The organism is Beggiatoa leptomitoformis (genome assembly GCF_001305575.3).
GTDB lineage: Bacteria > Pseudomonadota > Gammaproteobacteria > Beggiatoales > Beggiatoaceae > Beggiatoa > Beggiatoa leptomitoformis.
This window is the reverse complement of record NZ_CP012373.2, coordinates 1,350,640-1,371,442: the sequence shown is the minus strand read 5'-3', so window position 1 is coordinate 1,371,442 and position 20,803 is coordinate 1,350,640. Positions and strand designations below refer to the sequence as shown.

The window sequence follows — 20,803 nt, the reverse complement described above, 5'->3', positions numbered from 1 at the left end:
AGTTTCTCCTAAACAACAATGTCGCACACTGTATCAGATACAAGATAAATCAGGGGTGCAGACATAAATGGTTTTTAGCCCGTTTGTTCCGAGTTGGCAAGTACGAGCGGTTGCCCCCGTTTTTGTCCTAGCAGGTATAAGATAAAAATGGTAAAAGCAAGAAAGCTGAACAATAAACCAACCCAAAATAGTGTTTGCAGAGGATGTGCTGCATAACTGGCTATTTGATAAAATAAAGTTGCGGAGAAATAAGCCACTCCTGTTGTCCAGCTAGCAACAAAAACCGCATAGCCCGCGCTGGTTTCTCGATAAATGGTTGCGGTTGCCGCTGTACAAGGAAAATACATCAGAATAAATAGTAAGAAAGCAAATGCACCAATTTGTCCATCAAAGTGTTGACGCATTTCTGCAAATGTTCCACTACTGGTTTCTTGGGAATCAGATTCTGCTGCTTGAAAACCTAATGGGTCAAGTAAATTACTGAAAACAGATATTAAATTATCTGGAATGGTAGCAAATGCGCTTTGAATACCCGCCAATAAATCAAAAGGTTTCACTTCTTTAATGGTCTCGCCTTGGGCTTCTTGGGAATAAATCGCATCTAATGTGCCAACAACAACTTCTTTTGCCAAAACACCTGTAAAAATGCCAACAACCGCTGGCCAGTTATCTTCACGAATGCCCATAGGTTCAAAAGCAGGGGTGAGAGTACGCCCGATTGTGCTTAAAACGGATTGGTCTGTGTTGTCTTTACCAAATGAGCCGTCTATACCCCATGAGTTGAGAAAGTTAATCACAATAACCATCGGTACAATCACTTTACCCGCCCGCACGACAAAGCCTTTTAGTCGTTCCCATGTGTGCAGGAGAATATTTTTTGCCGTTGGTAAATGATAAGCGGGTAATTCCATGACGAAGTAGCCCGCTTCTCCTTTGAATAAGGTATGTTTCATTAATAAACCCGTGAGTACCGCAACGAGAATACCGATTAGATATAAGCCGAAAACAATATTTTGTCCGCCAACGGGAAAAAATGCTGCTGCAAAGAGTGCATAAACGGGCAAGCGCGCACCGCATGACATGAAGGGATTCATTAGGATAGTTAAATAACGGTCACGACGGTGTTCTAGTGTGCGTGCAGACATGATGGCAGGGACATTGCAGCCAAAGCCAACAATCATGGGTACAAAGGATTTTCCTGGTAAGCCGATAAAGCGCATAAATCTATCCATAACAAACGCTGCCCGTGCCATATAGCCAGAGTCTTCAAGCATGGAGAGAAAGAGGAAGAGAAATGCAATGACAGGGATAAAAGTCGCAACCACTTGCACACCTCCCCCTATACCATTGGCAAATAAAGTGACTATCCAATCACTTACACCGTAATAGCTGAGTAAGTGACTAAAGCCTTCAACAAACAGCGTGCCAAAGAGAATATCGAAGAAATCAATAAACGCACCGCCAATATTCACCGTAAATAAAAACATTAAGTACATGACAGTTAAAAAAATCGGTATTCCCAAAAGACGATTGAGGACGATGTTATCGATTTTGTCAGACAGCGAGCGGTGTAATTGTCGGTTTTTCTTAACCGCGATGTCGTTAATTGTGTTGATAAAGCTATAACGTGCATCCGCGATGATAATATCAATATCTTCATCTAAATTGTCTTTGACAATGATTTGCTGTTGTTTAACCAGCTCATGCAAGCTAGAGGGTAAGGGTTGCTGAATGATATTGATGTCTTCTAAGAGTTTTAGACTAAACCAATGGTGATAAGGTTGATGTTCCGCAGGGAGAATGGTTTTAACATGGGGAATTAATGTTTGTAATGCATCTTCTAAAACAGCAGGATAGCTGGGTTTATGAAGGGGTAATTCTTTTCGCGCACAATGTTCATTAATTTTTTGTTTAAGGTATTCTAAACCTTCTGTTTTCGCGGCAACGATAGGAATAACAGGTGTGCCTAATTGTTCTGAAAGTTTGGCAATATCGATGGTTGTGCCACGTTCTGCCAGCATGTCCATCATGTTTAACACAACCAACAAGGGGACGTGCATTTCTAATAATTGCGTTGTGAGATATAAATTCCGTTCTAAATTAGAGGCATCAATAATATTAATGATTAAATCCGCTTCGCCAGAAAGCGTATATTCTTGAGCAACAGCTTCATCTAATGAAGTATGTCCGGGCGTGGTATCTATAGAGTAAATACCAGGTAAATCAACTAATTCAATATTTTGATCTGCATAACGGTAGTAACCCGTTTTGCGTTCTACGGTAACACCAGGCCAGTTACCAACCCGCTGTTTAGAGCCTGTTAAAGCATTAAAAAGTGTGGTCTTACCACAGTTTGGGTTACCAATCACCCCGACAGTCCATTTAGCCATTATGCCCTCTTTTCTACTAAAATTGCGTTTGCTTCATCTTTACGTAGGCTGAGTGCAAAATCGCGCACTCGAATTTCTATTGGGTCACCGATAGGGGCATAACGGGTAATGGTAAAAGCGGTTCCGGGTGTTAAGCCCATGGCTAATAATTTTTGACGATATCCCGGAACACTTTTATCAAACCCTTTCACCACGCCATCTTCACCAATCTTTAACTCATTTAAACGCATCATATTAAATGGTAACTCCTATGATTTAGCAGGGGCTGTGGTAACAAAAATCCGATAGGCGATACCTTTATCAATGGCCCAACGCGTTTCTCCACAACGCACGACAAAACCACCATTTGTTGCTTGTCGATTAAGCACTTGTAGCTCACAGCCTTCAACAATTCCCATCGCAGCTAAACGTGCATGAATTTGTTTATCCGCTTTAATCGCACTCACAATCAGCCATTCCCCTTCTGGTGCTAAGTTGAGCGGGTAACTGTGCAGCGATGTTTGTGTGTTCATCAGCATGACGATGTCCTGTATAGATTATATGGTTAGATAATTATCTTGTAATAATAATGATTCTCACTTGCGTTTGCAAATAATCCCCTTTAGAATCTATATTAAAGCCAGATGAATTGTTTTTACGTGATTATTTTTTGTAAGAGGAGAACAGTTATGAGTGCCTATATTCACCATATTCCCGGACGGTTGCGAGTGCGGACAGACAAATTGCGGTATGCAACGTGTCAATTTGCCGAATTAGAAGTATTGCTAATGCAATTAAACGGAATAGAAAGTTGTCAAATGAATCAAAAAACAGGAAGTTTATTAGTCCATTATGACCCTAGCTGTTTGACGGGGGACGATATTCTATATCAACTTCACAAAGTAGGTTGTTTAGAAAGCGGGTTGACGACCGCCTTGTCACAACGCAGTGCTGCTAACCACACGGGCGCATTATTGGGCAATGCATTATTTGGTGCTGTTGTTAAAAAGAGTTTAGAAACATCCATGCTTTCATTTGCAAAAGCCTTTTTATAAATAACGCACGATGTCCTTTTACACAAATATGTCCACGCCAATACAGCCCATAGACTGGCAATGGTTGCCAGAAGTGTTGCCCCATTTACAGGTAGTTCATCATATTCACGGACGATTGCGCTTACGCTTACTACCGGGCATATTGGCAATTTTGCCAAATTTATCCGACAACTTCCTAAAAACCAAGCTCGCAACTTTACCAGGCATTCTCGAATTACGTATCAATAAACCCGCCGCTTCACTGCTCATTGTTTATGACCCACAACGCATCCAAGCAACATGGTGGGAACGTTTGTTATCGGCTTCTTCCTCAGAAATTCCCCACATACTCACAGAAATAGACTTACTTTACGCACTACCACTTATGCCTCTAAAGGATAAAAAATAATGAGTTATCCAGAACACTACTATCCAACCTTCTACCCCCTTGCACCACAAACAACCTCATTACTTCACAATGTGTTTCTTGGCGCAATGATAGGCAGTACGGTAGCGACTGCAACACAACTGCGCAAATCCCCAGAAGACCGCAAAAATCCTGTTGGCGAAGTATTAAAAGCAGGGGTAGCAACTGGGCTTGCAACCGCCGTTGTAACCGCAATAGGACAAAATATTAGCCCGCATCATTCCAATCTTGCAACGGTTGCAACCATGTTTGTTGCAGGAACTGCATTAATTTATACGCTTAATCAAGAAAAAGGTGCTTAATTATGGATAATCAACAAATACCACAAAACCCTCAAACCAATATTCAAGCAGGCGCGCCTGTACCACCTGTTGCACAACAAACCGCACAAATGCCCCCTGCTTATCCGCCCCCACCAAACTATGGACAACAACAGACCGCCCCACAAGGTGGTTATGCACCACCCGTTGGCTATCCTCAACAATACAATCCATATCAAGGATGCGACCCTCATCACGCCCATCTACACGCTCAATATGCACAAGCCTACTATTCACCCGTTCCTCCACCCTACTATGCACAACAAGGCGTGATGCCTCAAGGACAAGTACCCGCACACTATTATGGCTATCCACCCGTTTATAATGCGCCACTTCCAGCCCCTGCACCTGTAACGGGCGCACATGACCAAAGTTTTGCGAGTTTTTTTAATTTCCGTGATGAACGGTTTTTAAAGGGTGCAATTACAGGTGCGGCACTAACCTTCTTACTCACCAACGAATCACTACAAAAAAATACAATAAAATCATTAGTTAAAGTTTGGAATACCTTACAAGGTGGCATTGAAGAAGTAAAAGAACGCTTCCAAGATGCAGAGGCAGAAATTAAATCAGAATCACAAAAATAGCCTCATCTTTGTCGGCAAAAATACAGATACTACTGCACAGAGCAGTGGTATCCAGATATATAACATCCGCTTTGAATCCTTATAGTTAGATACTTAAATAACGAGAAATAAAAATTGGGCGGAACTGAACAGAAAAAGATAAGCATATATAGTTTTCTAACTGACTTATTTAGCACGACCCTATTTTATTGTTTTATCCGATATCTTAAATGTAGAGTTTTAATAAAAAATATACAGCTAATTTTAGAGATTTCAAATGTCTATCGAACTTGTCCACGAACTACCACGACGCTTACGCTTTAAATCCATACGACTCGCCAACCGCAAGCTAGACCATCTCCATTTAGAAGCCAGTTTATCGAGTTTAAGTGGTGTGCGGAGCGTACGCCTAAATCCCATCGCGGGAAGTGTGGTCGTTAATTATGATGGACAAGCCTCACATCGCATGGCTATTTTCCGCTGGTTTAAAGAACGCTTTGCTGATGCAATTACCATTACCCTGCCTGATGGTGAATATAACGAGGTTACACCTAGTCCTGCGGGTATTTTTGTAGCAGGGCTTAGTTTACTTAGTTTGCCCCTGCTCAAACCCACCGCCCGTCGTTTACTGACTTATGCCGTTGTTGCCCCAACAATATGGCATGGCACGACTGTATTATTCACCCGTGGCATTAAAGTAGAAGTTTTAGACAGTTTAGCTATCGGGCTGGCTGCTAGCCGTGGAGAATACTTCACCGCCGTTGCAACGCAAGGTTTACTTAATCTAGGTGAATATTTAGAACACAAAACCGAACGACACAGCGATGCACTACTGCGCTATCTCCTCAAACCCCTGCCAACTCAAGCATGGGTAGAACGCGATGGCGCGCTACTACAAATCGACTGTAGTGAACTTATTGCAGGTGACTGCATAGAAGTTGGCACAGGCGATATGATAGCCATTGACGGCAAAGTCATTGGTGGAAATGCCGCTGTCAATCAAGCCTCTGTCACGGGCGAATCGCTTGCTGTGCGTAAGGAAATGGGTGATAAAGTCTTATCTGGAACGGTAATTGAAGAAGGACGGCTTAGAATTCACGTCACCCGTGTTGGCTCAGAAACCACGACCGCCCGCATTGCCCATTTCATTGAAAATTCACTCCAACAACAATCAAAAACCCAATGTTTAGCGGAAGACCTTGCCAATAAACGGGTTTACATCACATTAGGATTAGGAACAGCAGTTTACCTGCTGACCCGCGATATAGACCGTCTTGCCTCAGTTTTCCTTGTGGATTATGCCTGCGCTCTCAAACTGGGTACACCTGTTGCCATTAAATCCGCTATGTATCATGGCGCGAAACAAGGCCTACTATTTCGTGGTGGACAAGCCATTGAAAACCTAGCTGAAGCAGACACCTTTGTTTTTGACAAAACAGGCACACTAACCAGTGGTTTATTAGAAGTTACTGATATAAAGACTTTTTTCCCAAAAGATTGGCAACCTGACCGTTTACTTGCACTGGTTGCCTCCATTGAAGAACATGCAACCCATCCCATTGCAAATGCAATTGTTCAATTTGCCCGCCAAGAAAAAATAGGACATATAGAACACGAAGAAGTTGATTATTTAATTGCGCACGGACTCACAACCCATGTCAACGGACAACGGGTAGCAATTGGTAGCCGTCACTTTTTAGAAGAACACGAAAAAGTATCTTTCAAACGCTTTAACCGCACCATTAGTAACCTGCTCAAACAAGGTAAAACGCTGCTGTACATCGCAATGGATAACCATCCGCTAGGTGTGGTTGCCCTACGTGACCACCTCCGCCCTGAAGCAAAAACGGTTATCCACCACCTCCGCCAACTGGGCATACAACAAATTGTCATGCTAACAGGTGACCAACATGACAAAGCGATGGCGTTAGGAACAGAACTGGGTATCGACCATGTTTACGCAGATTGTCAACCCGAAGATAAAGCCAAGGTTGTCAAACAACTGACAGCACAAGGATATAAAGTTGCTTTTGTGGGGGATGGGGTAAATGATGCACCTGCACTGATTTCGGCAATGGTGGGTATTGCAATGCCCAAAGGCGCAGATTTAGCACGTGCAACGGCTGACGTGGTTTTACTCAATGATGACCTTGCAACAATAGTGGAAGCTAAAGCCCTGAGTAAAGCAACGATGCAACTGATTCATTGGCATTTTAACTTATCCACTGCGATTAATACGGGTTTAACCATCGGTGCGGTGTCGGGTGTAGTTTCGCCCATACTCTCTGCCCTTCTACATAATGGGACAACAATAGGAATACTCTTAAATGCAATGGCAGGCGCACGGTATAAACAGTTCCGCTAAGTCACCTGAATTCGGTAACATACTGTAATATAATCTTAAATTACCACTCCAGTTTTTTGGGTTTCCAGCCCTGATAATTATGATTCTGATTTAATATCAACTGGATAATTGAAAGACGCGATTACTTTATGCTCAACATACTAACAGCACAATCCAAGTCAGTATTATTTAGCAAAGTTACAAAAACTATTTGTAAACCTAAAATATTTTATCCCCGCTCAAATACGCCTTTTAGCTTATTTTTTACAACATTATCCCATGTAAAAACCTGTCCATTCATTGCGACATAAACGCCATGCGGTAAACATTGCACACTAGCGAGTGCGAATCCCAGATTAAACAAACTATCAGACTGTTTAAAACAATAAGGTATCATCGCCCCTAATAACACGATGGTTTTTTGTAAATGACGTTCACCTAAGTATCGGGCGGTTTCGCCCATGGTGTCCGTACCGTGTGTGATGAGAATCTTATCTTCTTGTGCAAGATTTGCTTGAATATACAAGGCTTGTCGGTCTTCAAGCGTCATATCCAAACTGTCTTTAAGAAACACTGTTTCTATGGTAACAGGCGCAGTACAACGCGCTTGGGTTAATAATTCGGGAATATGTGTTTGTGCAAAAATAACATTACCTGTTAATTCATCATATTGCTTATCTATCGTACCACCTGCTACGAGTAATTTAATGCTCACGTAGAAAATTCCTTTTTAATCAGTGAAAAATCAAGTTATCTATAAGCGGATAACAAGGGTAATAGGGGTTCTGTTGGAGGAACACGCAATTTATTTACGTCTTGAAGCAATCGTCGCACCTGTTGCATGAGTGCGTTTTCAGATAAATGATTTTTCTCATAAATAGTTTCTACATAACCATATAAACGCGCTAATTGTTCAGCGGTTAAATTTTCAGCGGTTAATACAATCACAGGGGTTGTACGCCATTTTTCTATAATTCGTAAACGGGTAACAAATTCAAAACCATTCATAATAGGCATATTTAAATCTAGTAAAATCAAGGATGGATTAACATCATCAATATGTTCTAATGCGATACGCCCGTTTTCTGCGCCAAAAACTTGCCAGCCATCGGTTTCTAATAAAATACTCACCCCTTCTCGCATGGATTCATCATCATCAATAACCATTACTGATTTGGTTTTGCCATGTTGACGACTATATTTTTCCAGCAATTCAGAAAGTTGTTTACGCTCTATGGGTTTTACTAAATACTCTGTTGCACCTAGCGCAAAACCCTTTTGTTTATCCTCCGTATTAGAGCTGATAATAATGGGAATATTGGCTAGTTCGACATCGGCTTTTAAGCGAGCGATAACGTCCCAACCGTTCACTTTAGGCATGAGAATATCCAAAATAATGGTGTCAGGACGAAGTTTTTTTGCCAGTTTAATACCCATTTCGCCATCAACCGCTGTTGCAACCGCGTAGCCTAATTCGCAAAGGTAGTGCCGTAACATTTCGCGACTGGTATTGTCGTCATCTATGACTAATACCACACCATCCCCCTCTGTCAGTAAAACGTTATCGGGCGCGGTTTCTGGGGTTGTCAACAGCATCTCAGCCGTTGCCATAACGGGTAATTGCACAGTAAATTCACTACCTTGCCCAAATTCGCTACTGATGCTGATATTTCCCCCCAACATTTCGGCAAATTGTTTAGTAATCGCTAACCCAAGTCCTGTACCGCCATATTTACGGGTGGTTGACGCATCTGCTTGGGTAAATGGTTGAAATAATTTAGTTTGTTGTTCTGTGGTTATGCCTATGCCATTATCGGCTATTTTAAAACTAATCCAATCGGTTGTTGCTTGATGATAACGGTGAACAGTAAGGCGAATTTTTCCATTTTCGGTGAATTTCGCTGCATTACTGAGTAAATTAAGCAGCATTTGCCGTAATTTAGTTGCATCTGTGTACATTGTTCCTAGCACATCATCGCACTCAAGAATTAGCACATTGTCTTTCTTTTCTACCAGCGGTTTTACGGTACTTTCTACTTCGGCAATCAGCGTGTTTATTTCTAAATCTTCTAGGGTAAATTGCATTTTTCCTGCTTCTATTTTGGATAAATCTAGGACATCATTGATTAATCCTAATAGATGTTTACCTGCCATTTGAATTTTATTTAAATCTTCTAAGTAATTCGTATGTCCTTCATCCGCCGCCTCTTCATATAAGATTTCGCTATAGCCGATAATGGCATTTAAAGGGGTGCGTAGTTCATGCGACATATTAGCCAGAAATTGGCTTTTTGTGAGATTTGCGGCTTCTGCGGCTAATTGTGCTTTTTCTGCGGTTTCTTTGGCTGTTTTTAATGTTTTTTCAGTTTGTTTACGCTCGGTAATATCCCGAAAAAGTACAACAACGCCAGTGATTTTTTGAGCTTCAATAATGGGCGTAACCGTGTATTCCACAGGAAAAAAAGTGGCATTTTTGCGCCAAAAAACATCATCAGTCACTTGATAGGTGTTTCCTGTTTGTAAGGCTGTATAAATAGGTGATTCTTCAAAGAGGTAGGGAGAGCCATCTGCACGCGCATAATGAATGACTTCGTGCTGATGTAAGCCATTTAATTCGTCTGCACTGTAGCCAAGCATTTGTGCAGCAGCGGGATTAATAAACGTGGTACGTCCTGTTAAATCTAAACCATAGATACCTTCTCCCGCCGCTTCTAAAATGAGCCGATTTTGCCGACTGAGTTGTTCGATCTCGGCAGTGCGTTCTTTAACCCGTTGTTCTAATTCATCGCGTGCAGCTTGTAGTTCTGTGGTGCGTTCGCGCACTCTATTTTCTAATTCGTAATTATGTTGGTGTTCTTGTTCAATAAAGCGTAGATAGGAGCGAATACGGCTGATAAGTTGTGGCGCGTCTATGGGTTTGGTGAGGTAGTCTGCGGCACCAACTTCAAATCCTTGGCGTTGAAAGTCTTCTGATTTATAAGCGGCGGTTAGAAAGACGATGGGGATATGCTGGGTTTTTTTCAGCGAGCGAATTAAACGGGCCGTTTCAAAACCGTCCATTTCAGGCATTTGCACATCCATAATAATCAAATCGATGTGTTGTTCTGTCAGAATTTCTAAGGCAAGCAGACCAGAATCAGCTTCTATAATCAGTGCTTCATTAATATGTTCGCTGATGAGTGTCCGTAGCGTAAACAAGTTATTTTTATTATCATCGACGATTAAAATATTCATCATATTGTTTAGCCTAACGTTTTTTCGCGTTTATTGTGCGTAACAGGCATTGTTACTGTGATTAGTCTCTGTTAAAGAAGGTTACACAGAAATAGATGAATTGGAAATATGGGATAATGGCTATAAGCACAATAGATTGATTTAAATAAAATTTGTAGCATTAAGATTATGGTGTGTCAAGTAAAATTTAGTGAGGGAACATCCTATAAAAAAAATAAATGCAAATCGTGTCTAAATGAGAATTTTTAGTATCGTTTAGGGGGATTATTTTTTGTACTTGCTCACGACTAACAGGGGAGAACTGAATGAGGAATAAACAGGCTTGCTCACTTAAGCGCAATACGTTATGACGCAAAAATACGCGCCTAACGTACCTTACCAACTACTTATTTTTCTAGCTGTTTTAATGCGTCGCCAATTAGCAGGTTATTGCCATTAACCCAGTCGGTTAAAATGAGTTCTTCAAGCGTTTCTCGGGCAGGATGTAGTGAAATGGGTTGTACCCCTTCTGTGCAAAGTTCAGTTTCTAGTTGTTCGTACAGTGCCATCCAAACGGCACAATCACGGCTACGGTTACGCCAATCGCCTTCTACGGCTGTTCCCGGACATTGTCCTTTGCAGGCGAGGAAAAAGCGGCAGTTTTGACAACCATTGTATTGTTGGGGGGTGTGATACAGTGCGAGATAGCGTTCAAAGCCCTCTATATTAGCTTTAACGAAATCAATGCCTTCTTTATTCGTGCGCCCACAGTTACGCCGTTGTCCGTAGCCTTCTACACTGCGAACCGCGCGGGTGGTGTAAGCGTCACAGGCTTTCCATACGCAGGTGACTTGTGCATCTTGCCCCTGTAGCATTAAACGCATGTCATGAAAAATATCAAACCGTAAGGTGTTTAAGGTTTTTTCTAACGCTCGAAAACTTTGTAATGCCACAAGGTTTTCCGCATCGGTTAGAGCGTATTGTTGCGCGATAATGGGGCTGTCAATTTCTAAGAGATGTAGGCGCACTGCATTGATGCCTAATTTTTCTTGTTGGCGCAGCCATTCATGCAATAAGGGGAGTTTATCCGCACTGGCATTGCCTTGGTGTAGCGTAATAATTAATCCCGGTGGAATGTCTGCAAGACAGAGTTTTTCTATGGCTTGTTGGGTTTTTGCGGTTGCTTCGCGGGTGCTGCGCTGTGTACCTGCCCAACGGGTATCGTTTAGCTCGCCACCGCCATCCATAGAAATGCCAACATGGACATTGTATTGTTTAAAAAGGCGAATATGTTCATCATTGATTAATGTGCCATTGGTTTGCACATTATTTTGTCCGTAGCGTTCAAATCCCCATGCCCATAAGGTTTCTAAATCTGCCAATGGAATAAGCAGGGCTTCTCCGCCAAATAAACTAAATGGCTCGCCTTCTTTTTCAAGGCTCGCCAGCATTTTATCAATATCATAGTGATGTAAAATATTATCAGCATCACGCTGTGGGTTTTGATAGCAATATTGACACTGAATATTGCATTTCACCCCAAGAGGACGGAGTTCGACAGACATAATTTGGCTACTTATATGGATGGCAAGACAGGCATTATAAACCGTCAATACGCAGTCTTGGCGTGGACAATCTATTGTGTAAGGTTCTATAAGTGTAGTTGTGAACCATCAGGGTAGTGGAAAGATTCATAATAATTGCTTGCCTGTAGAAGTCATGGACAGGGTGGCGTGTAATACCCCTTTGGGTTGTTGTAATAAATTGGCTAGTTGGCGAATATCGCTTGCATGTCCACGTACCATAATCATTTCAGCGCATAAATGGGCATCTAAATGCACATGGGTTGTTGCGAGAATCATTTGATGGTAGTCATGTTGCAAATCGGTTAATTTCTCGTTTAATAAACGGGAATGGTGATTATAAACAAGGGTAATCGTGCCTATAGCTTCTTCATCCGCTTCCCATGCGTGTTCTACTATTTTGGCACGAATCATGTCGCGAATAAATTCAGAACGGTTGTCGTAATCGCTACGCGCTACTAATTGTTCTAATTTATCGACTAATGGCTGTTCAATGGAAAAACTTAATCTTACAAGGTCGGACATATTTTTTTAATAGAATAATTGGGTTGTTAGTAATGTGTTAGCAAAATTGTGTTTTATAAAAATAGCTTTTTTACTCTAACGGATGAAAATAATGACTATCAAACTGTCCACCCTGAATTTAAGCACGCTTCTTTTGTTAGGAATGATGACGGTATTATTGACAGGTAGCGTGATTTATATGCAACAAACCCTGCAAGAAAAAGATGATATCTTAGAAGAACAAGCACGTATTAGACAGTTAGGTATAGACTTTATTAACGCAATGGAATATTTGACCGATGAAGCACGTAAATTTGTGATGACATACGATGAACGACATATACAACGTTATGCAGAAGAAGTCTATTTTATTCAAACGCGCGAAAAAGTATTGAATATAGTTAATACGCTACGCGCAACAAAGGAGGAAATAGATTTATTAGCAACAATAAAACAAACTTCTGATTTATTGAAAGAAAAAGACATTCACGCCATGCGTTTAGTTTTAACCAGTTTAAATATGCCCGTCATCGGTATTCCTGAAGAAATCAGCAATTATCCATTAACAGACATAGAAAGATTGGCAGAAGCAGGGGATAAATTAAATATTGCCCGAACACTCTTGTTTGACCGTCAATATGACACGCTTAAACAACAAATTATTCAACCGATTAAACGCTTTCAACTACTTGTTAATCAACGCATTACCCAAGAAATTAACTTGGCTCATGCTAAAGTTAAAAAAGCAATTATCATCCTCATCAGTATCGCTATTTTAATTCCGTTTAGCGTACTTATCTTATTGTTTATATTTTGGAAACAAGTTAGTTTACCTATTAGTAATTATATACACGCTTTAAAAAAACATACGGATAAAACCACAGAATTCACCTTACATCCACAAGGCATTCGTGAATTACATTTATTAGCCGATGCCTTTAACCAACAATTGCAAGATAACCATGAACAATTACAAAAAAATCGCCAACTAATGCAAGAATCGCAACAAAATAATCGTATGTTAATAAAACAAGATTGGTTAAAAACGGGACAAACACAGTTAAATAATCTATTGGTTGGTGAACAAGATGAAGTGAGATTAGCCCGACATATTTTACAATTTTTATTAAATTATTTAGATTTGCAATCAGGATTATTCTATCTCAGTGATATGCAAACCGTTCCCCAGTTTAAATTAATTGCCAGTGAAGGCGGTTTATTACGGCATCAATTGGATAATCTTATCCCACTCGGTCAAGGCTTGGTTGGACAAGCCGCGTTAGAGCAGAAAATCATTTTTTTAACCCACTCTTTTATAGATAATCCATTTATTACGAAAGAGTTACAAGAAATAACACCCGCACATTTTCTTGCTGTCCCTTTTATGTATGAAAATCAGTTAAAAGGCGTTGTCTCATTGGGGGCAATGGTAGAGTTTAATGAATTACAAGTAGAATTTTTAGAACAAATCATGCCAAATATGGGCATCATCTTTCACACCATACAAACCAATTTACGCTTAAAAGTAGCAATGCATAACCATTAACACGCTAAATCAATACGTTTAGATTTAAGCAAGATAAAAAACAATTGCATTGATAACCCTGAGAATTCTGATGCAGACAGTTTCACGTCAACAAAAGGGCTTATCCTGACTACTTTATTATTCACCCCCCTTTTAGCTTAGTACCTACGCCCTCTATGTTCACACCGTTACCAATTGACACCGTTCTCCCCAATTTACAAAGCGCGTTGCAACACCATCCTGCTGTCGTTTTACAAGCCCCACCGGGTGCAGGAAAAACCACCCGCGTGCCACTTGCTTTATTAAACGCAACATGGCTACAACAACAAACGATAATTTTATTAGAACCGCGTCGCCTTGCCACACGCGCCGCCGCGCAACGAATGGCGGATGAATTGGGGGAAGCTGTTGGAAAAACCGTTGGTTATAGAACCCGTTTTGAAAGCCAGTTATCTGCGCAAACACGAATAGAAGTCGTTACTGAAGGCATTTTAACCCGTCGTTTACAACGTGACCCCGAATTAACAGGCGTAGGGTTGGTTATTTTTGACGAATTTCACGAGCGCAGTTTACATGCCGATACAGGATTAGCTTTTTGTTTAGAAACGCAACAAGCCTTACGTGATGATTTAAAACTATTAGTCATGTCAGCAACTTTAGACGGGCAAGCTGTCGCCAAATTACTGGGTAACGCGCCTATTATTAGCAGTGCGGGGCGCAGTTATCCTGTGAGCTTGCAATATATCCCAACCGATAATAACGCCCCCATTGCAGAAAGCATGGCGAATGCGTTACGCAACCTTATCACGGAAACAACGGGTGACATTTTGGCATTTTTACCGGGAGGTGGGGAAATTCGACGTACACAACAATTATTAAACGCGACTTTTCCGCCACAGATACAAATTTATCCTTTATACGGTGATTTATCCCGCGAGGCACAAGACCAAGCCATTCGCCCTGCTGCGAATGGACAGCGAAAAATTGTGCTTGCGACTCCCATTGCAGAAACCAGTTTAACCATTGAAGGCATTACCACCGTTGTCGACAGCGGCTGGCGACGTGCGCCGCGATTTGACCCAAGCAGTGGTTTAAGTCATTTAGCATTGCAACGTGTATCTAAAGCCGCCGCAGAACAACGGGCAGGACGGGCAGGACGCTTGCAAGCAGGCACTTGTTACCGTTTATGGAGTAAAGAACAACAAGAACGGCTCATTGCTCAAACCCCCGCAGAAATCCTCGAGGCTGACTTAGCTCCTCTCGCCTTAGAATTGGCACAATGGGGCGTACAAGATGCCAATACCTTGCGTTGGTTAGACCCGCCACCCGTTGCAGCCCTTGCTCAAGCCCGTGAATTATTAGCCGATTTAGAAGCCTTAGACACACAAGGACGTTTAACCCATATTGGTAAAACCATGTTGACATGGTCAACACATCCGCGTTTAGCCCATTTACTTTGTCGCGCACAAGAATTGGGATGGGGAAATTTAGCATGTGATATTGCGGCATTATTAACAGAACGCGATATTCTCCGCGATAGTCGTAACCCCGAATTGTCCGCCCGATTACACGCATTACAAACCTATAGACAACAAGGAAAACAAGCCGCACGGACACAAGGCATAGACAGCAATGCTTGCCAACTTGTTGAACAACTTGCACAACAATGGCGTAAGCAATTACGTGAAACACCACAAAGCGTAGAAGCCGACAGTGCAGGCATTTTGCTTGCTTTTGCCTATCCTGACCGCATCGCCCAACGACGAGCAAACAGCCATCAACGTTATCGCTTAGCAAATGGACGGGGCGCATTACTCCCCGCAGGGGTGACTGCACCAGATTATTTAGCCGTTGCTCATTTAGATGGTGGGCAAGGAGCTGAAGCGAAAATTTTTCTTGCCGAACCCGTTAGCCAAACCGCTTTACTGCATTATCTTTCTGCGCGGGTGGTTACACAGGAACGCATAAACTGGGACTATACCCAAGCGTGTGTCGTTGCCCAACGGGAACAGCGTTTAGGTGAATTAATTTTTACTCGCACGCCTTTAACCAATCTAACGGACCATGCACGTATTCCCATTTTAATTCAAGGTATTCAACAAACAGGTATCAGTGCATTACCATTTACAGAGGCACTGCGTGAATGGCAAGCGCGTATTCTCGCTTTGCGTACATGGATGCCTGAGTTAGGATTACCTGACATCAGCGATGACTATTTGCTTGCTCAGTTAGATACGTGGTTAGCCGCTTATTTAACAGGGATGAGTCGTTTAAGTCATTTACAAAAATTGAATTTAACCGAAATTTTACACGCCTGTTTAACATGGACAATGCAACAACACATTGATAAACATGCACCAACTCACCTACTCGTTCCCAGTGGTTCACACATTCGCCTGCAATATTTTCCTGATGGACAGCCCCCCATTTTAGCGGTGCGTTTACAAGAGCTTTTCGGACTGCATACCACACCAACCATTGCTCAAGGGCGAATAAAAATCATGCTGCACTTGCTATCGCCTGCACGCCAACCGATACAAGTTACACAAGATTTAAGTAGTTTTTGGGAGAGAACCTACGCAGACGTGAAAAAAGAATTAAAAGGACGTTATCCGAAACATTATTGGCCTGATGACCCTTATCAAGCGGTAGCGACACGACGGGTAAAACCGAGAGGGGAATAAATAATGGGTGATGACGTACAAAAACCTTTTAGACGGTTGAAATCTAAAAGGTCTTTGATAAATATTAAGTAAATCCTAACGGATACACCTTTCTTTAATGATCATCATGTTTACGTCTTTCAACGTATGGATTATACCGAGGAGCATCATCTCTTCTGTAATCAGGTCTTTCTACCTGAGGACGATGAGGATTGTACCAACGTTTATCCTTTTTATACTCGTGTGAGCGATTGGGATACTCGTATCGCTTTGGGTTATAATGATGTTTTTTCTTATTATCCTTGTGATAATGACGATGTGATGAATCATCACGGCCATCATCCACATACCGATTATGCGCGTAACCATCAAATTGTGAGGAATCAACCGCCATCACATTGAATGCTAAACTATTCAACAATAGGATAAGTAAAAAACTGCTACATTTAGTGAAAGATATCATAAATACCATCCATTATTCGGTTTATATCAGCATTATTACGGAATAACATTGTTTAACTTCAACGTAATAAATCTACTGCTTGCTAAACAATGTACAGCTACTTTCCTTGCTGAGATAAATATTTCCATGTTATAACTATAAGACTAATAAATGCTATTTCAAGTAAAATAGCTATAAATTAAAATATAATTACCTTATTTTTAAAAATACTTTATAACCTTAATATCCTCAAAATAAGCCAGATTTTGCTTATAAACTCTCTACATCGTCAGGTGGAATATTTAATAAACGCAACGCGCCTGTCATAACTTTACTGAAAACAGGGGCAGCGACTTGTCCACCATAATATCCCCCTGTGCGTGGTTCTTCTATCAAGATGGCCATCACTAAACGCGGTGTACTAATCGGGGCGATGCCAACAAATAAGGCGTAATAATTACCTGCGGAATAGCCTTTTCCTGTTGATTTTAAAGCTGTTCCTGTTTTACCACCCACACGGTAACCGGGTACTTTGGCAAGCGTACCTGTTCCCCCCGGTTTTACAACCAGTTCTAGCATATCTAAGATTTCACGAGCAGTTTTAGGGCTAATAACCCGTGTCAAGGTATTAATCGGCTGAGTTGTTTGTGCCGTATCAACAGGGGTGAATGAAATTGCAGGCAGTATGCCACCATTACCTAAAACGGTATAAGCGCGGGCAAGTTGTAAGAGGGTTGTATTAATACTATAACCGTATGAAATACTGGCTTGTTGAATGGGTTTCCACGTTTTGTAGTTAGACAAACGCCCCGCGATTTCACCGGGAAAACCGCTGGCACTCATGCCACCAAATCCCAACTGGTCTAATAGTCTCCAATGCTGTTCTGCGGGAATAGAGAGTGCTATTTTACTCGCGCCGACATTACTGGATTTTTGAATAATTTTAGCAAGGCTCAATGTGCCGTAATTATGCGTATCATGAATAAGATATTTACCAAAGCGCATACTACCGGGAGAGGTATTTATCAGCGTGTCAGGGGTGAATTTACCACTTTGTAATGCGGCAGCAATGGTGAAGGGTTTCATCGTTGAACCCGGTTCAAATAGGTCAACAACAGCACGATTGCGATAGTCATCTGCTTTTAACCCACTGCGGTCATTAGGATTATAGGTTGGTTGATTGACCATGGCTAACACTTCACCTGTGCGCACGTCTAAAATAACCGCAGCACCCGCAACGGCATTGTGACGACGAACAGCGTTTCTAAGCTCACGATAAGCAAGGTATTGTAAGCGGCGGTCGATACTCAGACGAATATCTTTTCCGTGTTGCGGTAGGCTTATGTTTTCTACGTCTGCAATAATTTGTCCGCGATTATCTTGCATAACTTGTTTTGCACCCGCAACCCCGCGCAGAATGTTATTAAACGCAAGTTCCATCCCTTCTTGTCCACTGTCATCAACATTCGTAAATCCGAGTAAATGAGCTGTTACCTCGCCTGACGGATAGAAACGGCGATATTCTCTTTGTAAATAAACACCTGATAAATCTAGGCTCTTAACTTGTTGCGTCATTTCAGGTGAAATATGGCGTTTAAGATAGACAAAGCCACGACTCATGCGGGTAGTCAGAATATCATCTATTTCTTTACGGTTAATATTGAGCGTGGTGGCTAATTTATCCCAATTGGCTTGTTCCGTTTTAAATTGACTCGGATTTACCCATACAGAATCAACAGGACTACTAATCGCCAATGGCTCGCCATTTCTATCCATCAGCATTCCGCGATGTGCGGTCATTGTTACGGTACGAATATGGCGTGCATCGCCTTGGTCTTGTAAAAATTCGCTATCCATTACTTGTAGATAGATAGCACGACAAACGAGAACCCCTGCCAATATAGAAAAGAGTGAGAGCATCCATTGACGGCGTACCCAAAAAACTTCAATTTTGGCTTTACGACGGGCAAAACGCACGGCAGCACGTGGAGAGAATCGGTTAGACGTGCGTCGTGGATGACGGCGAGTAGATTTGGTCAGCAGTAACATGGTCGTGTTTAACAGCATGGGTGAGGTGAAGATAAACGTGGTGTGTTTTATCTTCATCTTTATATTAAGGTGTTACAAGAATAGTATCTTTAACGGTGGGTGCGAACATCCGTAACTTTTCGCGTGCAAGGGATTCTATCCGCTCATGTTGTTCATAAGTGGTTTGTTCAATTTGTAACCGTCCCCAATGAACATCAAGTTCATCGCGTTGTTTTTCCAATCGCTGTAATTCAGCAAACAGCATACGGGTTTGATAACGCATGACAATCAATTGAACGGAGGAGATGAATAACCAAGCAATCAGCGCAGTTAGCAAGACTTTAGTCATGAAGGAGGACATAAATACAAGGACTACCAATAATGCAATGTTATAGTGCAAAGGTGGCGACAACGGGCGTGTGGTCGGAAGGTCTTTCTAATCTGCGCGGTTCTTTGTCTATGTGGCACGCCTGACAGCATTGTGCGAGTGCGGCATTTGCCAAAATCAAGTCTATACGTACCCCGTGATTACGTCTAAAGCCAGCCGCGCGATAATCCCACCAGCTAAAGCTCTCAGGACTTTGTTCAAAAAGACGAAACGTATCCTGCAAACCTAGTGCCATAAGGTTTTGTAATGCCAGACGTTCTGCGGGACTGACTAATACACCACCTTCCCATGCCTGCGGGTCGTGAACGTCTGCATCTGTTGGGGCAATATTAAAATCGCCTAAAACACAAAAAGATGAATAACGTTGCAAACTGTCTGCAACGTATGCTTGCAACGCATTTAACCAAGCTAGTTTGTAGTGATATTTGTCTGAATCGACACTTGAACCGTTGGGAACATATAGATTTAATACCCGTAACCCGTTGGGATAAGTCACGGCAAGCACCCGCCGTTGCGAGTCGGGATAATTGGGCAATTCGGTAACAATTTCTGTGCCTGTCATGCGACTGAGTAGCGCGACACCATTGTATGTTTTTTGCCCTGCAAAAATAGCGTGATAACCTGCTTGTTGTATCTCAGTCAGTGGAAAGGTTGCATCGACGGTTTTGGTCTCTTGCAGCGCAACAATATCAGGTTGCACGCGGGCGAGCCAATCCAATAGCTGCGGCAAACGTACCCGTAACGAATTCACATTCCATGTTGCAATCGTAAACATTAACTTATCTCATTGACAGTACTTCAGCATGACGAAAACAGGTTACTAAATGGTCATTCACCAACCCCACTGCTTGCATATACGCATAGCAAATGGTTGAACCAACGAATTTAAAACCTCTTTTTTTCAAATCCTTACTAATTTTATCAGATAAAGCCGTTTGTGCGGGAATATCTGCCATCTGTTGCCAATTATTTTGAATGGTTTGTCCATTTACAAAACCCCACAGATAATCTGCGAATTGTCCATATTCCGCCTGAATTTGTAAAAAAGCGCGTGCATTAAGAGGAATTGCTGCAATTTTAGCACGATTGCGGATTAAGCCTGTATTGCTTAATAATAGTGCTTGTTGTGTTTCATCCAACACGGCTAATTTAACAGGGTCAAATTGTGCTAATGCCAAACGGTAGTTTTCTCGTTTTTGCAATACTGTTCGCCAACTCAAGCCTGCTTGCATCCCTTCTAATAGCAGAAACTCAAATAAAACAAGGTCATCATGTATAGGACAACCCCATTCTTGGTCATGATAAAGCATTTCTAGCGGGGTCGCTTCTGCCCACGCACAGCGTATTTGCATGATAAATCCTGAATAATGTTGTTTACTGTTCGTTTTTATTATAAG

General features: G+C 41.8%; 18 protein-coding genes. 7 read left to right on the top strand and 11 right to left on the bottom strand.

Annotation, left to right across the window (positions count from 1 at the left end; translation table 11 throughout):
- Nucleotides 1-74 precede the first annotated feature (74 nt).
- The 3 genes from feoB to AL038_RS05660 are packed head-to-tail and all read right to left on the bottom strand — an operon-like array spanning nucleotide 75 to nucleotide 2,908.
- Nucleotides 75-2,390 (bottom strand): Fe(2+) transporter permease subunit FeoB, encoded by a 2,316-nt coding sequence (gene feoB / locus AL038_RS05670; protein ID WP_062150258.1) that lies wholly within the window; start codon nucleotides 2,388-2,390, stop codon nucleotides 75-77.
- Nucleotides 2,390-2,623 carry a FeoA family protein gene (locus AL038_RS05665; RefSeq protein ID WP_062150256.1) on the bottom strand — a complete coding sequence of 78 codons (234 nt, stop codon included), beginning with the start codon at nucleotides 2,621-2,623 and terminating at the stop codon, nucleotides 2,390-2,392. The genes feoB and AL038_RS05665 overlap by 1 nt, the downstream gene beginning before the upstream one ends.
- Before the next feature lie 15 nt (nucleotides 2,624-2,638).
- Entirely contained in the window at nucleotides 2,639-2,908 is a 270-nt protein-coding gene (locus tag AL038_RS05660; RefSeq protein ID WP_062150255.1) for a FeoA family protein, read from the bottom strand.
- A 150-nt stretch (nucleotides 2,909-3,058) separates the two neighbouring features.
- On the opposite strand from AL038_RS05660, the gene AL038_RS05655 reads away from it, so the two are divergent.
- From AL038_RS05655 to AL038_RS05635, 5 genes are all read left to right on the top strand, one after another.
- A complete protein-coding gene (locus tag AL038_RS05655; protein WP_062150253.1) occupies nucleotides 3,059-3,424 on the top strand; it encodes an HMA2 domain-containing protein in 366 nt (121 codons plus the stop codon).
- Nucleotides 3,425-3,434: 10 nt separating this feature from the next.
- The gene (locus AL038_RS05650) at nucleotides 3,435-3,812 is read left to right on the top strand and encodes a hypothetical protein (protein WP_145917062.1); all 378 of its coding nucleotides are present in this window, start codon (nucleotides 3,435-3,437) and stop codon (nucleotides 3,810-3,812) included.
- Nucleotides 3,812-4,132 carry a hypothetical protein gene (locus AL038_RS05645; protein WP_062150247.1) on the top strand — a complete coding sequence of 107 codons (321 nt, stop codon included), beginning with the start codon at nucleotides 3,812-3,814 and terminating at the stop codon, nucleotides 4,130-4,132. The genes AL038_RS05650 and AL038_RS05645 overlap by 1 nt, the downstream gene beginning before the upstream one ends.
- A 2-nt stretch (nucleotides 4,133-4,134) precedes the next feature.
- Entirely contained in the window at nucleotides 4,135-4,737 is a 603-nt protein-coding gene (locus tag AL038_RS05640; RefSeq protein WP_062150245.1) for a YtxH domain-containing protein, read from the top strand.
- A 256-nt stretch (nucleotides 4,738-4,993) separates the two neighbouring features.
- A complete protein-coding gene (locus AL038_RS05635; protein ID WP_062150242.1) occupies nucleotides 4,994-7,081 on the top strand; it encodes a heavy metal translocating P-type ATPase in 2,088 nt (695 codons plus the stop codon).
- 208 nt (nucleotides 7,082-7,289) lie between these two features.
- Here AL038_RS05635 and AL038_RS05630 read toward each other — a convergent pair whose 3' ends face one another.
- The 4 genes from AL038_RS05630 to nikR all read right to left on the bottom strand — a co-directional run bounded on the left by AL038_RS05630 (nucleotide 7,290) and on the right by nikR (nucleotide 12,381).
- Nucleotides 7,290-7,775 (bottom strand): asparaginase domain-containing protein, encoded by a 486-nt coding sequence (locus tag AL038_RS05630; protein WP_062150239.1) that lies wholly within the window; start codon nucleotides 7,773-7,775, stop codon nucleotides 7,290-7,292.
- A 35-nt stretch (nucleotides 7,776-7,810) separates the two neighbouring features.
- Entirely contained in the window at nucleotides 7,811-10,297 is a 2,487-nt protein-coding gene (locus AL038_RS05625; protein ID WP_062150237.1) for a response regulator, read from the bottom strand.
- Nucleotides 10,298-10,680: 383 nt separating this feature from the next.
- Nucleotides 10,681-11,838 carry a radical SAM protein gene (locus AL038_RS05620; RefSeq protein WP_062150233.1) on the bottom strand — a complete coding sequence of 386 codons (1,158 nt, stop codon included), beginning with the start codon at nucleotides 11,836-11,838 and terminating at the stop codon, nucleotides 10,681-10,683.
- 126 nt (nucleotides 11,839-11,964) lie between these two features.
- Nucleotides 11,965-12,381, bottom strand: a complete 417-nt coding sequence (gene nikR / locus AL038_RS05615) for a nickel-responsive transcriptional regulator NikR (protein WP_062150230.1) — start codon at nucleotides 12,379-12,381, stop codon at nucleotides 11,965-11,967.
- 91 nt (nucleotides 12,382-12,472) lie between these two features.
- Between nikR and AL038_RS05610 the strand changes: the two genes are divergently transcribed.
- Together AL038_RS05610 and hrpB are read left to right on the top strand one after the other, a co-directional pair.
- Nucleotides 12,473-13,906 (top strand): GAF domain-containing protein, encoded by a 1,434-nt coding sequence (locus AL038_RS05610; RefSeq protein ID WP_066246099.1) that lies wholly within the window; start codon nucleotides 12,473-12,475, stop codon nucleotides 13,904-13,906.
- A 155-nt stretch (nucleotides 13,907-14,061) separates the two neighbouring features.
- The gene (hrpB, locus tag AL038_RS05605; RefSeq protein ID WP_062150224.1) at nucleotides 14,062-16,569 is read left to right on the top strand and encodes an ATP-dependent helicase HrpB; all 2,508 of its coding nucleotides are present in this window, start codon (nucleotides 14,062-14,064) and stop codon (nucleotides 16,567-16,569) included.
- Between the two features lie 691 nt (nucleotides 16,570-17,260).
- Here the strand turns inward: hrpB and AL038_RS05600 are convergent.
- Genes AL038_RS05600 through AL038_RS05585 form a run of 4 tightly spaced genes read right to left on the bottom strand, consistent with a single transcriptional unit; the run spans nucleotide 17,261 to nucleotide 20,758 of the window.
- Nucleotides 17,261-19,096, bottom strand: coding sequence for a peptidoglycan D,D-transpeptidase FtsI family protein (locus AL038_RS05600; RefSeq protein ID WP_236839470.1), 1,836 nt, complete (start codon nucleotides 19,094-19,096; stop codon nucleotides 17,261-17,263).
- Nucleotides 19,097-19,103: 7 nt separating this feature from the next.
- On the bottom strand, nucleotides 19,104-19,367 hold the full coding sequence (gene ftsL / locus AL038_RS05595) for a cell division protein FtsL (RefSeq protein WP_062150218.1): 264 nt from the start codon (nucleotides 19,365-19,367) through the stop codon (nucleotides 19,104-19,106).
- Between the two features lie 40 nt (nucleotides 19,368-19,407).
- Complete coding sequence (xth, locus tag AL038_RS05590) at nucleotides 19,408-20,181, bottom strand: exodeoxyribonuclease III (protein WP_062150215.1); 774 nt, start codon at nucleotides 20,179-20,181, stop codon at nucleotides 19,408-19,410.
- Nucleotides 20,182-20,185: 4 nt separating this feature from the next.
- Nucleotides 20,186-20,758 carry a DNA-3-methyladenine glycosylase I gene (locus tag AL038_RS05585; protein WP_062150212.1) on the bottom strand — a complete coding sequence of 191 codons (573 nt, stop codon included), beginning with the start codon at nucleotides 20,756-20,758 and terminating at the stop codon, nucleotides 20,186-20,188.
- Between the last annotated feature and the right edge of the window lie 45 nt (nucleotides 20,759-20,803).

Coding starts and splice junctions, on each gene's coding strand:
- feoB (WP_062150258.1), bottom strand. CDS start 2,390: ATGGCTAAATGGACTGTCGGGGTGATTGGTAACCCAAACTGTGGTAAG.
- AL038_RS05665 (WP_062150256.1), bottom strand. CDS start 2,623: ATGATGCGTTTAAATGAGTTAAAGATTGGTGAAGATGGCGTGGTGAAA.
- AL038_RS05660 (WP_062150255.1), bottom strand. CDS start 2,908: ATGCTGATGAACACACAAACATCGCTGCACAGTTACCCGCTCAACTTA.
- AL038_RS05655 (WP_062150253.1), top strand. CDS start 3,059: ATGAGTGCCTATATTCACCATATTCCCGGACGGTTGCGAGTGCGGACA.
- AL038_RS05650 (WP_145917062.1), top strand. CDS start 3,435: ATGTCCTTTTACACAAATATGTCCACGCCAATACAGCCCATAGACTGG.
- AL038_RS05645 (WP_062150247.1), top strand. CDS start 3,812: ATGAGTTATCCAGAACACTACTATCCAACCTTCTACCCCCTTGCACCA.
- AL038_RS05640 (WP_062150245.1), top strand. CDS start 4,135: ATGGATAATCAACAAATACCACAAAACCCTCAAACCAATATTCAAGCA.
- AL038_RS05635 (WP_062150242.1), top strand. CDS start 4,994: ATGTCTATCGAACTTGTCCACGAACTACCACGACGCTTACGCTTTAAA.
- AL038_RS05625 (WP_062150237.1), bottom strand. CDS start 10,297: ATGATGAATATTTTAATCGTCGATGATAATAAAAATAACTTGTTTACG.
- AL038_RS05620 (WP_062150233.1), bottom strand. CDS start 11,838: ATGTCTGTCGAACTCCGTCCTCTTGGGGTGAAATGCAATATTCAGTGT.
- nikR (WP_062150230.1), bottom strand. CDS start 12,381: ATGTCCGACCTTGTAAGATTAAGTTTTTCCATTGAACAGCCATTAGTC.
- AL038_RS05610 (WP_066246099.1), top strand. CDS start 12,473: ATGACTATCAAACTGTCCACCCTGAATTTAAGCACGCTTCTTTTGTTA.
- hrpB (WP_062150224.1), top strand. CDS start 14,062: ATGTTCACACCGTTACCAATTGACACCGTTCTCCCCAATTTACAAAGC.
- AL038_RS05600 (WP_236839470.1), bottom strand. CDS start 19,096: ATGAAGATAAAACACACCACGTTTATCTTCACCTCACCCATGCTGTTA.
- ftsL (WP_062150218.1), bottom strand. CDS start 19,367: ATGACTAAAGTCTTGCTAACTGCGCTGATTGCTTGGTTATTCATCTCC.
- xth (WP_062150215.1), bottom strand. CDS start 20,181: ATGTTTACGATTGCAACATGGAATGTGAATTCGTTACGGGTACGTTTG.
- AL038_RS05585 (WP_062150212.1), bottom strand. CDS start 20,758: ATGCAAATACGCTGTGCGTGGGCAGAAGCGACCCCGCTAGAAATGCTT.